The organism is Natronococcus amylolyticus DSM 10524 (assembly GCF_000337675.1).
GTDB lineage: Archaea > Halobacteriota > Halobacteria > Halobacteriales > Natrialbaceae > Natronococcus > Natronococcus amylolyticus.
In genome coordinates this window covers 1-13,500 of the sequence record NZ_AOIB01000043.1, presented here as the reverse complement: position 1 = coordinate 13,500, position 13,500 = coordinate 1, and the positions used below count along the sequence as shown (strand labels likewise).

The 13,500-nt window shown below is 55.4% G+C and carries 13 protein-coding genes and 1 pseudogene; 12 read left to right on the top strand and 2 right to left on the bottom strand.

Annotation, left to right across the window (positions count from 1 at the left end; genetic code table 11):
• Positions 1–352: 352 nt before the first annotated feature.
• On the top strand, positions 353–1,924 hold the full coding sequence (locus tag C491_RS20480; protein WP_241431377.1) for a twin-arginine translocation signal domain-containing protein: 1,572 nt from the start codon (positions 353–355) through the stop codon (positions 1,922–1,924).
• 643 nt (positions 1,925–2,567) lie between these two features.
• Here C491_RS20480 and C491_RS22255 read toward each other — a convergent pair.
• A complete protein-coding gene (locus tag C491_RS22255) occupies positions 2,568–2,786 on the bottom strand; it encodes a HalOD1 output domain-containing protein (protein ID WP_083909400.1) in 219 nt (72 codons plus the stop codon).
• 555 nt (positions 2,787–3,341) lie between these two features.
• Between C491_RS22255 and C491_RS24445 the strand changes: the two genes are divergently transcribed.
• The 9 genes and pseudogenes from C491_RS24445 to C491_RS20455 all read left to right on the top strand — a co-directional run bounded on the left by C491_RS24445 (position 3,342) and on the right by C491_RS20455 (position 11,077).
• Positions 3,342–3,647, top strand: coding sequence for a DUF7344 domain-containing protein (locus tag C491_RS24445; protein WP_449289275.1), 306 nt, complete (start codon positions 3,342–3,344; stop codon positions 3,645–3,647).
• Positions 3,648–3,802: 155 nt separating this feature from the next.
• The gene (locus C491_RS24440) at positions 3,803–4,417 is read left to right on the top strand and encodes a DUF7344 domain-containing protein (protein ID WP_449289274.1); all 615 of its coding nucleotides are present in this window, start codon (positions 3,803–3,805) and stop codon (positions 4,415–4,417) included.
• Positions 4,418–4,774: 357 nt separating this feature from the next.
• A complete protein-coding gene (locus C491_RS20475; protein WP_049892440.1) occupies positions 4,775–5,635 on the top strand; it encodes an IS5 family transposase in 861 nt (286 codons plus the stop codon).
• A gap of 222 nt (positions 5,636–5,857) precedes the next feature.
• A complete protein-coding gene (locus C491_RS22250; protein WP_083909399.1) occupies positions 5,858–6,259 on the top strand; it encodes a hypothetical protein in 402 nt (133 codons plus the stop codon).
• A 345-nt stretch (positions 6,260–6,604) separates the two neighbouring features.
• A complete protein-coding gene (locus tag C491_RS20470) occupies positions 6,605–7,387 on the top strand; it encodes an Lrp/AsnC family transcriptional regulator (protein WP_005559833.1) in 783 nt (260 codons plus the stop codon).
• Entirely contained in the window at positions 7,384–8,319 is a 936-nt protein-coding gene (locus C491_RS22245) for a universal stress protein (RefSeq protein WP_005559831.1), read from the top strand. The genes C491_RS20470 and C491_RS22245 overlap by 4 nt, the downstream gene beginning before the upstream one ends.
• The gene (locus C491_RS24330; protein ID WP_083909405.1) at positions 8,292–8,357 is read left to right on the top strand and encodes a universal stress protein; all 66 of its coding nucleotides are present in this window, start codon (positions 8,292–8,294) and stop codon (positions 8,355–8,357) included. Before C491_RS22245 ends, C491_RS24330 begins: the two co-directional genes overlap by 28 nt.
• A gap of 43 nt (positions 8,358–8,400) precedes the next feature.
• Positions 8,401–10,553: pseudogene (locus tag C491_RS20460) on the top strand (cation:proton antiporter).
• A 278-nt stretch (positions 10,554–10,831) separates the two neighbouring features.
• Positions 10,832–11,077, top strand: coding sequence for a hypothetical protein (locus C491_RS20455; protein WP_005559829.1), 246 nt, complete (start codon positions 10,832–10,834; stop codon positions 11,075–11,077).
• Positions 11,078–11,097: 20 nt separating this feature from the next.
• On the opposite strand, the gene C491_RS20450 is transcribed toward C491_RS20455, so the two are convergent.
• Complete coding sequence (locus C491_RS20450; protein ID WP_005559827.1) at positions 11,098–11,397, bottom strand: hypothetical protein; 300 nt, start codon at positions 11,395–11,397, stop codon at positions 11,098–11,100.
• 217 nt (positions 11,398–11,614) lie between these two features.
• Here C491_RS20450 and C491_RS20445 point away from each other — a divergent pair, with 217 nt between their 5' ends.
• Positions 11,615–12,133 carry a hypothetical protein gene (locus C491_RS20445; RefSeq protein WP_005559825.1) on the top strand — a complete coding sequence of 173 codons (519 nt, stop codon included), beginning with the start codon at positions 11,615–11,617 and terminating at the stop codon, positions 12,131–12,133.
• A 120-nt stretch (positions 12,134–12,253) separates the two neighbouring features.
• Positions 12,254–13,500, top strand: a 1,247-nt coding sequence (locus C491_RS20440; protein ID WP_005559823.1) for a hypothetical protein, incomplete at its 3' end; no start/stop codon positions are given.

Sequence of the window (13,500 nt, the reverse complement as noted above, 5' to 3'; positions counted from 1 at the left end):
GAGTGGACTATCAACGAAGCGAGAAGAGTGTGAGTGATGAGCCAGGCTACAGCAGGTGAGATGACGACCAAAGCGGTGGGCGCGACCAGCAAGATGGGAAGTTCACTGAGTTCAGTGAAAGAGGAGACCAGCGAGCTATGACAGAGTGAATTACATCTCGACGACGGGGTGGACTATCAGGCTGAGCACTAGCAGCGTGGACTATCAACAGGCTGGTAGAAAGGAGGACTATCACCTCGAGTGGAGGCATGCGATCCTAGGAGATCTGCGTCCTCGAGGTAGTGTCTGGGGGTCAGTTCTGGCGTAGCCATAGTGGACTATCCACAGGAGCGAGCGCGGAGCGAAGCGGAGCGTGAGCGCAGTCGGTAGCCCCGCGGGCGGCGTCGGCTCGAGGCGCAATCGCTGGGCCACATTGGAGTGGCTGTCGCGATCTCCGGCGTCACGAATCAGTTGGATCTCCGAAAGAAATATCACTCTAAGCCATGGCAAAACACTTATGGAGGGCTCATATTCGCGTCGCGACTTTCTAAGGGGAGGTGCGGCGGCGTCAGTGGCGGCGTTGGCGCCTCTGGCAGGGTGTATGGTCTTCGATGGGGGGTCCTCACTGGGTGAGGGAAATCCAGCCAATGCGGGGGCGACGAGTATCGACACCGACGTCGCGACGGCGTTGGATCCATCGGCCTACGAGGACCGATTCAGCAATGTGGTAGACATCACCGACGATCCCTATAACGCGGACCCATCGGGAGAGGAGCCAATCGGTGACGCACTGTCGATGGCGTGGGAGGATGACACGCTGATCGTCTTTCCCCAGGGGGAGTACAAGATGAACCAGGGGTTCCGACGAACGGGGTGGCGCGACGTCGGCCTGATCGGACAGAACGCGGTGATCCGGCACGGCGAGGTCGAAGCGATCCACGGTCACACCGTCGATGAGGGCGAGTATCGCGGCGGGACGATGTTGTTCCGGCTCGGGACGTTCAACAGTCCACACGAAGGTGAGCTCGTGTTCGGCGGGTTCATCTTTGATTGGAGTCGGGAGAATTCGGGAATGCGCGGCCTCTACGCGATCATCAACGATCGGGCTGAGATCCGGAACATCGCCTTTGCGGGGCTGCACGATCTCGGATCACACGGGAACATGCGGGTGGCGACCTCGTCACCGGATGCCTTCGCTCGAGTGAGCTCGGTCGATATGAGCGGTGGAGGGATGCACTACGGCGACACGATCAACACGCGAGAGACGACCGACTACGCGGGGGACACGAATGAGGAGGGGCTTGGTCAGTCGTGGTCGACGACAGGGATCGTGGGCCACACCGATATGCAGGGGACGACGCTCTTCGAGAACTGCATCTGTGGCCCATGGCCGGATAACGGAATGTACGTCCAAGGCGGCGGTCGACAGATCATCCGAAACTGTATTGCGTCGAACTCGGGGACGGCTAACTTCCGGTTCAATAGCACAGACGAGTGGGACCCGATTCCAGAACTCGACGAGAACGAAAACGGCGAGCTCACGCGAGACGGGACGTACCCAACGTCGACAGTCGAGAACTCGATCGCGATCGTCGACCGGCAGCCATCGGGGACATACGAGAGCGGCCGGTCAATCTGGCACTACTCGGGCGAGGGCCTGATCCGCGACTGCGAGATTGTGATCTCACACGAGGACGACGCCGGCGGGCCCGGAGGGAACTTCGCAATTGGAGCGCGGTCGGGTGTGACCGAGTCGACGATCGAGAACTGCCAGATCACACTGCAGGCACCGGCGGATGCGTTCTACTCAGGGACATCCGCGCCGGTAACGCTTCGGAACGTGGACATCGTCGCTGAGGGCTGGGATGCCGGATCAGCGCCAACAGACGTGATGGACGGCCAAACGCCGACGCTCGAGGATGTGACGCTGAATGGATCATCGTAACAGGAGTTGGAAGTACGGTTCGTTATTCAGAGCCTCGTGTTACGTACAGGTCAAGCAGGTAAGAGAGAATATTAATCTCTCCGATAGCTGTCAAAAATCGCCTGCTGAATATAGAGTATTAGTGCAGCCGACGACTCTGTTTGTTTCGCGTCAAAGTAGGAAACCATTCGATTACTACACGTCCGAACGTGTCACCTACTTATACACTTTGGATTTCACACAACGACTGTTAACTCGCTGCGTGGTAAATAATGCTCACGTAATGGCCGATAAAGACCAACTTGAGCGCGAAGCAGCAATCTGTGAGAACTGCGGAGCTGCAACCGCAGTTCGCGTAAGTCCTGACGGAAATATACGGCCAATCGGAGGAATGAAGGGAAGTTGTTGTGAGGATTCGACCCTTCGAATTATGAACGAAGATACGGACGAACTCTGATATCTGCTTGACCTGTACTGAGCGTTTGACCTTCCTCCGTGATCACTCCAAAGTTCGTATCACATTCGTGCTGTCTGTTCAGCAGATCGTGATCGAACTACCGAGCCACTGCCAAAAGTGGCATGCTGCATACGAAGGATGAATGCAGCAAACTGGTATCGTTTCTTCCAAGAGGTTAGTGCTAAACTATACGATTAAGAGACCTGCTTACTGATCAACCGTGATTGTACCGCTATCTACAGTTATATCGTAACCAACATAATTAAACTGGACCTTGCTTGATTTAGAAAGCCGGTCTAGTGCATCAACGTCAACACTATCATATAGAGGAGGCAAGTCCAGTGGATCCTGTTCCTCCATATCAGCCACTCTATTCACAATTTCAATGGTTGAATTAGTCTGTATACTTGTCGTTAGATCCACCATTGCAGACTCAATTCGATGGGCGCACTTATAACCGAATCGTGAAATAAAGTGAACAATTATCAACCATGGCGGATTATGGCTCCCGAGTGATTTCCGCCTTTGTGAATTGATCCGAAACCTGTGCCATATTTGCGCCCTGTATTCAGCACAACTTCCTCAATATGTCTATTAAATGATGAAAGTAAGCGCGTTATGTTCGCACATCTACGTAGCGGTTGGTTCACTGAAATAGGGATGAGGGTAACTCTATGAGAATAGTTCTATGACACGCTCACCGGCATAGATACACACACCTGTTGATTAGTGTCTCGAGACTCTGTTCTACGTATGAGCATCAGCGTTCGAACCTATGACTGTCCGTCTCCCGACTGCTCGAGGGCTTCGCGGCTACAGTTACAGCACTTGTATTAGCGCGTTCCCGTGATCCCGCCATACTTGTCGTAGATTCGACAACAGACCATTTAATAACTAAATCTGTATGACACCCAAGGGAATTTGGGTTTAGTCTTATTGACCCAAGAGCGTTAGCGGGTTCTTGACAAGGTGTTATAAATAGTGAACAACTCAATCCAGGAGGTGCTGTCGAACCCCCCTCGATGCCGGGTATTAGCGACCCTCAAGAGCCAAGATCCACCCATCCCATTCACCTCGCTTATCGATCCGGGCCACTCCAAGGAGGTCCGGCTCCAAGAAATAACGCTATTTCATAATCACCTTCCAAACCTCGACGATGCCGGGTTCATCACTTGGGATCAAAACAAGCGGTTAGTTGATCAGGGCCCACGATACCATGAGATTTGTCCGTATCTCAATCCCCAAGACAACGATGACCCGGGGTTCGGTCTCGGGGTGTTTCTGTAACGTTGGCTTTGGCAAACCCCTGAGTGTTGACATTTTGACGACTACCGCATCTGTAGACAACTCAAAGGATCCGTTGCTCACTGGTTCCTGAAGGAGCGACAGAGGGTACCGACCGTCATGAGTTCGGACCCGACAATTGGGTGGCTTCGGGTGCGATGACGGCAGGTGGCAGCGGTCTCTGCCGCATGGCACAATCCATCGTGCCACTATATGGCACAGGTCCCCAGTATATAATATTCGCGGTCTTCGCTGACTACTCGAGTGAGCAAGGGGCGACGACGGTCCGCAGTGGCCGACTGTGGTTCTTATCCATTAGACAGTCACCACTATTCACCCAGAGTAATGTGACCCAGTCTTTAAGCCCACACCTGTCAAACCGAAAATCGATGTCAGACAGCTATCGATACTCCGACATTACTCGCGAAAACGTCACTTTCAGCGCCAACCATCGGGCTGATGAGATTTTAAGGAGTCTTAGTAATACCCAGCGGCGACGTATCATGTTATATCTTCAGGAGGAAGGTCCAGCCTCTAAAAGTGAAATAGTTCGCCACCTCATCACGTGGGAATATAACTCTCATCCCGGTGAAGTCTCAAATAAAGCAGCCCAGAGAGTAAAGATCGATCTGCACCACAAACTTCTCCCGCAGCTCAAAGATGCAAAGCTCATTGAATACAATAAGCAGTCTGAGATGGTCGTAATTCGTGACCTCCCTGAATTGGCTGAACTCTGTCTTGATCACTGTGAATCAGCGGACTTACCCTCATAGCATGAAGAGAGGAGAACAGACGGAGTTCCCCCGAGAGAGTCAAGTTCCGTCCACTTGCTGCTTTAAATGATTAGAGAATAAATTCTGTACGTGTCGTATTCGGGGGATCGTCGCAGATTCGTCAACCAATAATATACAATGACGGCGTCTTAACCAACGTTCGGTCTCAGTCGGGTGTATGTTGGTTGAAGAGAGCGTGATTTTCGGCTCTGTTGAAACCCTCACTACCAGACAAGAGAGGCCCGCTGAATACAGAGGATGGACCTTGTTTAGACGGTTGAGTTCAGGAAGCGTGGCCCCTCTGAATCTAGTATCGTCATGCTAGTAGCTCGGTGAAAATACCACATCTACTAGGGAGTGAAGCGGGACGAATTGGGTGTGCAAACCAAGACCGCCCGCTTCACGAAAACCGTTGTATCGCTTGCTCAAAAAGCCGTCGCTGGAGATCCCGAACCGGCCTATCGACCGGGCAAGGACGGATACGCTGATTGGGTAATTCTCGCCATTCAGGGGCTGAAAGAGTATCTCGGACATCCCTACAGGAAGCTGCTAGATGTCCTCAAAGAGATGCCGCAAGTTGCGAAAATACTTGAGTTGACGGCTGAGACGTTGCCGCACTTCTCGACAGTTTGTACACGAAAACAAGAAATCCCGATGAAGCGGTGGCGAACAATTCTTGATTCTTCGGCTGACTTGTACGAACTCGGTGATGTTCAAGCAATCGACGCAACCGGTGTCGATCGCGTCCAAGCCAGCCAGCACTACGCAAAACGGACGGACTACACGTTCGAGGCGGTGAAAACGACGCTGCTCGTCGATTGTGAAACCAGTGCGATTCTCGATATACACTGTTCGATGAAACAACCGCACGATACACAGGTCGGCTGGCAGGTGTTAGTGCGGAATCTCGACGAGTTGGCGACTGTCGCTGCCGATAAGGGCTACGACTGGGAGGAGCTTCGCACGAGATTGCGTGCGGAAAGTATCACGCCGCTGATTCCGCAGCGAGATCCTGGGATGCGAGGGTGGGCGAGAAATTTGCTCATCAAGGATCGGGCGTACCACCAGCGCTCGAACGCTGAATCGGTGTTTTTTGGGCTCCGACGCAGATACGGCGAGACGCTCTGGTCGAGAACCTGGTTCGGACAATTCCGTGAACTTGTCATGAAATCCGCCGTCCGCAACATCGAACGCGCCATCGAGGACTCACACCTGTGAAATCACGCGTCTAAACAAGGCCCAGGTCAAGCAGGTAGCGGAGAGACAATTAATCTCTCCGATAGCTGTCAAAACCGCCTGCTGAATATAGGTGAAACAAGTACCATAACGAGTTAGTCGCTCTGGGTAACCGGATTAGAGGCACACACCATCATGAATTATCAATCATTATTGTTCCTACTTAACACTTTAATAGGGGTGGGACCGTAAAGCACAATCAATATGGTTGTAGTGAGATTTGAGAATGGAAAGCGTGTTATTCAGAAATGGGATAACGTGTTTAAAGCTGTCTCGGCCGAACCTCGCCGGCAGCTTATTGTCACATTGTTAGATTCGCCGTCAGATCAAGCAGTGCCACTCCCAGAAAGTGCAATAAACCCGAATGTCCCTGCCAATCCAGAGATACTCAAGCAAGAGTTATACCACTCTCATCTTCCGATGTTGGCCGATCTGGGGTTCATCAAGTGGGAGACTGAACCCTTAGTCGCATCCCGTGGCCCGCAGTTTGATGAAGTCGCCGTCGTATTTGAAGTCCTACAGTCGGCTGCAGCTGAAATTCCCGACTCCTTAGTAGTAGGATGCCAGCGGCTGGAACGGGAACAACAGGAGTCTACTGGCAACTGACGATCCAACCGTTCAGTTCGCCTCTCTACGTAATGCGTGTTCGTCTCGAGCGCAACTGTACTCAAAGGAGGCAGCCGTTACGTATAGGTCAAGCAGGTAACGGAGCAGCTATTGATCTCTCCGGATACTGTCAAAAGGGATGTATACTGCGTCTCTCGAACCAAACCGAGTAGCGGTTTGTCTCGATTGACGGCGGAAGTATCTTAGACAGCGCTTTCGAGAGTCAGTTCTTTTGCTAATAATACCGCCACTATTCCGTATTTGCTGAATTAGAGCGGCAGTAGTTGAGTATCTAAGGAGCATGCTTATATCTCCCCACCCACTCTGGAGGGTCAGTGATCAGTGATGGGCGACGAAACCACCGAATCGACGTATCCGTTGGACGAGGTCGATCAGCGGATCATCTACGAGCTGATGACCGACGCTCGAAGGAGTTCGGCGCCGGCAATCGCCGAGAAGATCGGCGTGTCGCCGGGGACCGTCCGTAATCGAATCGAGGACCTGGAAGCGCACGGTATCGTCAAGGGTTATCACGCACACATCGATTTCGAGCGGCCGGATGGTCGATTGTCGACACTGTTCATGTGCAACGTACCGTTCGCTGAGCGGGAAACGATCGCTCGAGCAGCCTACCAGATCCCGGGGGTCATCAACGTTCGAATGCTCATGGGCGGCCGTCGGAACTTCCATGTGCTCGCGGTCGGCGAAGACACGGACGACCTACGGCGTATCGGGACGACATTGTCGGAGCTCGGTATTGAGATTGAGGATGAGATGCTGGTCGAGAACGACGAAGTACGACCGTACGAAGCGTTCGGCCCCGACGACTCGCGTAACCAGCACCCCGTCGACTTCATTAGCTCCTCGACCGGGTCCGAAGTCGTCGAACTAACGGTCCGCGCCGACGCGCCCATTGCAGGCGAGACACTCTCCGACGCCGTCGAGAACGGGATCCTCGTTGACAACCCACTCGTTGTCTCAATCAGCCGCGACGGAGAATTGCTCACGCCCCACGGCGACACCACGATCCGCCGGGACGACGTCGTGACCGTCTTCTCCGACACAGGTGTGAGTAAGGAGACAGTCCGTTCGTTCGTCGGGGGCGAACGCGAGGGGATTCACCGATGACGCAACCAGTGTTTGACCGCATTCTGCTGCCGATAGCTGAGGAGAACCACGCCGTGGCAACGTGCGACGCGGTGAGGCCATACCTCACGCCGACGGGCGACATCGTTGTCGTCCACGTCATCGAGAAGACCAAAGGAGGTCCCGATAAGGCACCGATCGGGGCGAGACAGGAGCAGGCCGACGCGATCTTCGAGATCGTTCGCGAGGAGCTGGCCGAGACCGGCCACGACGTCCGGACAGAACTCCGATACGGTACGGACGTAATCGACGAGATCCTTGCTGCCGCTGAGGAAGTAGACACGGCAGCCATCGGCTTTACGCCGCGACCAGGTAGCCGGTGGGTCAAACTTCTCTCAGGAGACCACGCGCATCGGCTGACAACCGAAACTGAGCTTCCGGTCCTGGTCTTCCCTCACTCGGAGAAGGAGGCTCCAGAAATCGGTGAAGCTACCGAGCTTGCTGACGACGATTCTTACCGGGTACTCGTCCCAATTGACGGATCGGAGCTCTCTTGGAAGGCGCTCGAGCACGCCTGTTCGGTCTATCCCGAATCCGACGTGACCGTGCTGTACGTTGACAGCGTTGGAAGCCCCGGTGTGTACGATTCGATGACCAGTAACCCCTCCTTCGACTCCAATGCCGATGATCGGAAGAAAAAACGCCAGGCGTCTCGACTGTTCGGGCGAGCACGCGAACTCGCGACCGAACGCGGCGTCGAACTCTCGACGATCGCCCTTACCGGAAACGTAGTGAAAGCGATTGTCACCTGCGCGGAGAACACTGACACTGATTTGATTGTGATGGCCAGCCACGGCCGCGTCGGCCTCAAACAAAAGCTGCTTGGCAGTACCACCGAGGCGGTGATCCGTCGCTCAAACGTTNCCGCGTCGGCCTCAAACAAAAGCTGCTTGGCAGTACCACCGAGGCGGTGATCCGTCGCTCAAACGTTCCGGTCACCGTCGTTCGATGATCAATCGCACCACTAACATTCCTAATAATTAACGTTTCATAATATGACATATAGTCTATTACAGATCTGGCTGCTCGACGTAGTGGCGAGGACCGGCACAGTCACTCCGCTCGCAACGGGCCCGTCGTTGACGACGCCGTTCGACGATCCCATCCTCATCTTCGGTATCGCGATGGTGATCTTCCTCGCTGCCCCGCTCGTGCTCAAGCGCTATCGATTACCGGGCATCATCGGCATTATCCTTATCGGCGCGGCAATCGGGCCTAACGGCGCGCACCTGCTTGAGCGCGGGGAGACGATTCAGTTGCTCGGCGAAGTTGGGTTGGTGTACCTCATGTTTATCGCGGGTCTCGAGATCAATCTCAACCAGTTCATCGAGTACAAGGATCGCAGTATCGTCTTCGGGCTGCTCTCGTTCATCGTGCCGCAGGCAGTCGGCACCGCCGTTGGGGTCTACGTGCTTGACCTGACGCTTGCGTCCGCGCTGCTGTTCGCGGCGATCTTCTCCTCGCACACGTTACTCGCCTATCCGGTCGTTAACCGGCTGGGAATCGTGAAAAACGAGGCGATGACGGCGACGATCGGCGGCACTATCCTGACGGACACGCTCGCTCTGCTCGTGCTTGCGGTCGTGGTCGCCTCGGTCGGCGGTACACTCGATGCTGCGTTCTGGATCCAACTCGCGGTCGGGTTGTCCGTCTTTTTCGCAGGGGTGTGGCTGATCGTCCCTCGACTCGGCCGGTGGTTCTTTCGGCTCCACAACGAGGAGAGCTACTTCGAGTTTCTCTTCGTGATGGCCGTTCTGTTTATTTGCGCGTTCCTCGCCGAACTCATTGGTGTCAAGCACATCATCGGCGCGTTTCTCGCAGGACTGGCGCTCAACCGGCTAATTCCAGAGTCCGGTCCGCTGATGAACCGGATCGAGTTCGTCGGTAACGCGCTGTTCATCCCCTTCTTCCTGCTCTCAGTGGGAATGCTTGTCAACGCTGGTGTCCTCCTCGAGGGAATCGACACGTTGCTCATCGCCGGTTCGTTGATNCTTGTCAACGCTGGTGTCCTCCTCGAGGGAATCGACACGTTGCTCATCGCCGGTTCGTTGATCGTCATGGTTGTGACGACGAAATTTGCCGCCTCGTGGGCGACAGGACAGATGTATGGGTACGACAGTGACCAGATCCTCGGTATGTTCGGCCTGTCGGTCGGCCAGGCCGCCGCCGCGCTGGCGATCGTCCAGATCGGCTTCGATGTCGGCGTGCCCGGTTTCGATCAGCATATGATCAACGCCGTGGTGCTGATGATCCTTGTGGTGAGTTTGGTGAGTCCCGCGCTCGTCGAACGTGCTGGCGGGGCGCTTGTTCGCGCCCGCGATCGCACGGAGTACGATCCAAGTGAGACGCCCCAGCGGATCCTCGTCCCGGTTTCGAAAGACTCGAAACACACAGAATCCCTGCTGGACCTCGCATTCACGATCCGTGACAAGCGCGCCGATCAGCCGATCCACACGGTATCGGTGGTCCAACCCGAACAGCGGACACAGACCGAAGCGAAAGTCGCCGAAGCAGAGGAACTCTTCGAAGGGGTTGAACAGTACGCTGCAGGAGCTGAAGTCCCGATTGAGGACCACACCCAGGTCAATTCTAATATCGCCTCAGGGATCGCCCGTTCAACGCTCGANGCGCCCGCTCGCGCACTCAGCAGGTGTTCGGTCACATCATCGATCAGGTGCTAAAGTGGACCACCCAACTGACGCTCGTTGGGCGGGTGAGCGAACCGCTCAACACAACGCAACGGATTATCCTCGTCCTTCCGCCGGGGATCGACCACAATGACGGATTCTATGAGGCATTACACACGGTAAAACTCATCTCCGAAGATACTGGGGCACCGATCTACGGGCTGGCTGTCGACGGGAATCCCGAGCAGTTCGAGCGGTTGTTCACGCTCGTTGAACCGGAAGCACCCGGCGATTTCGAGGAAATCGGCGGGGGGAAGGAATTGCTCTCGACCCTTCGTGACGACGTACAGGCGGACGACCTCGTCGTTTGTATGAGTTCTCGTCGCAATGAGGTCGGCTGGCACTCAGAACTCCAAACGCTCCCAAAGAGCATCTCGACGCTCACCGACGGCAACTTTGTCATTATGTACCCAGCAACAGAAGAACGGGCTGATGATCGGCAGTTCCTTCGCCTTTCATGATATTCTCTACTAACGTCTGGTAGTACTGAGAGAAACCGATTTCCGAGAGCAGGTAATGCTCTTAAGAACCGCTCTCTATAGTCCGCAGCACGCCGTTCTGGAATCTACTCATTCCTGACAGAACAATCAGCGATCAGTAAGCATCTGCACATAACGAACCGACTACTTTAGATCAACTCCTGTACTAGTTAAAGAAGTCACACTACAATCTACTGTTAACTCTCTATATGAGAGAAAGATCTTTGTAGAGTGAGATTGTACTGTGGAGTCATAGAGAAATGCCGGGGCTACTCACACGATCGAACGCTGCAGCTGCGAGGTTCACCGCGGTGGTGACGTTCATAGCCGCCTACACGGCGTTTGCGTCGTCCGAACTCCTCTCAGCGCTCACCCTCGCCGTCGCCGGCGTGGCTCTGTGGGTTCTCACTGGAGATCCGTACAACCACGGCGCGCTCCGACGCGTTTCTGGGGGTGTGATCTGGATGGTTCTCCTGATTCTCGGCGTCGGATTCGGCCTCTCATAGTAAAAAAGTAGACGCCCTGGCTATTCGTCCTCGAGGTCGCGAGCAGCGTACAGAAGCATCCCCTTCCAGGTGAACCCGTGGTGCTGCCGAGTCGCGTTTAGCTGTTCGTACTGACCGTCACCTTCGGCTTCTGGTGAGCCGAGACTACGGTGAGTGTGCATAAGGAGTCCGCGCCAAGTGAGCCCGTTTCGGTTCTTGAGTTCGTCGAGACGTTCGTATTGGTTGTAGGGCATCTCGACCGAAACGTATCGCTTCTTCTCGGCACCCGACACCTCGATATTGATCGATTTGGGTTCGTCTCCGTTATCGGAGTCCGTCATAGTCCCCACCTGTATTCCTGTGCCTGAGCCAGAGTATATGATGTGTTGTGTAACACAATATACTGAGTTGAAGCCTTGTTATATAAAATCCCATTTGCCGGATCGGCTAAAAGTGCCGCCAGGTATATTGTCTATGATATGAATTGTCAGTACACAGCCTCACTGAAAGCGCATCTCAAAGTAAGAAAGATGTGGGGCCTAGCGGTTGAATACACGGATGACTGAACAGACACCCACCACGAATGACGACAAGGATCGCACGGTGTTTCAAAAGCTTCTGCTATGGATCCTGCGGTCGGCCCATGAGAGTCGCCAGGAGCTCGAGGAACTGAGAGACAACCAAAGCCACACGTCGGGGGTATCGCTACGTCGTCAGCTAGTAACACCGGTTCGGGCGACCGTCCTCATGGGAGTCGTCTCGCTGATCGCTTCCCAGTCAGTGGCAGCGCAGGACGGCGGGACGGACATCTGCGGGGAGGGTTTCGGGCTCATGATCTTCGACATTCAGATGATGGCCTGGCAGGTGATCCTCGGGGCACTGTTCGTCATCTTCATGCTGGGCTTGGTACTCCGAGCGGTGCCGTTGTTCACCGGCTCGACGGCGGTTGGGAGTCTGATGATGATTGGCCCGATCGTCGGTGTCATCGCCTTCATCTTCTTCGTCCAGTTCATCGACATCGCGCTCGGGTACGCTGATGGACCAGGAGTTGGTGAAGGCTGCTCGCCGTTCGTCTAAAGTCTCATTCCAATGAATTTTCCCCGAATCATCCTAGTCGTCGCAGTGTTGTGTACCGCGGGAGCACTCGCTGTACCAGGCCTCGCTGCTGCTGACGCCGGCCTCACGCCCGAGGGGGTAGTGCTCCAGACCGAGGACGCCGACGGCGACAACGAAAGCGTCTGGACTCCATCAGAGGACGACGACGATGAGGCCGACAACGAAGGCGACGGCGAAGGTGACGAAACCGGTACGTCGGATGATTCGGGTTTTGGCCTCGGTGACGATAATGGCGACATCGGTTCCGAAGAGAACGAGACCGATGGCGACGGGTTAGACCCTGAAGCCGTAGAGTCAGTCGACGGCGTCACTCAGGAGGACCTCGAGAACGGCACGATCACACCGGAGGAACACCAGGAGCTCTCCGAAGCACAGGAGCAACTGGAAGGTGACAGCCGATCGCCGCTGGGTGGCGGCATCGGCGACGCGATTGGTGGTGCCGCGGGTAGCGCGTTGGACCCTGCTGACGCTGCCGAGCAGGTCTGGGAGCGGCTGACCGAAATGTTCGCGTCGGCCATGACGATGTTCGTCGACGAGGTCTTCAACCAGGCACTCGGGACGCCGACGATTAACAACGACGGCGCCTTCGGGATCCTCGGCACGCCGGAAGCCATCGAGGAAGGTGAGCAGACGCCGGCGAACACGGAGGCTAGTCAATACGACGCCTTCGCTTCCCAGAACTACGTGACGGTCTACGAGGAGGTCTACCTCGGGCTGATCATGCCGATGGCGATGTCGATCATGTTCCTCCTAGCGCTGTTGATGCTGGTCGCGCCGGCGATCACAGCGATCACACGCCGGAAGGTCGGTTCGATACTCGCCTCGGGGGTCTTCGTCGTCATGATGATCGTGGCGGTCTGGGAGTTCGCGACACTGATGCACGCGTTGAGTGACGCGGCGGCACAGCTGTTCCTCCCGGACGGCGAGGAGGTCCTTGATTCGGAGGTGACGACATACTCGGGTGGTGTGGCGAGTGCGCTGATCCTGTATTTCAAGGGCTGGGTCGGCGGTGCGGCCCTCGGGCTGATTCACGCGACTCGGCACGTCCTGTTGTTCGTCTACCCGGCCGTACTGCCGATCTTCTTCATCCTGGCCTACTGGGGCGGCCACCAGCGAGTGAAACAGGTCGGCTCGTTCTTCATCTGGCAGTGGTACGGCTTGCTGGTGATGAACATCCCGACAGCGGTGTTGCTGTCGTTCGCGAACGCCGTCGGGTGGCAGCTGTTCCCCTACGAGACCCTCAACTTTCTCGCAACGCTCGGGATCTTCGCGCTCGCGGTGATGATCCCGTTCGCCTGTCTCTTATACACATCTCTGATGGCGCGAGG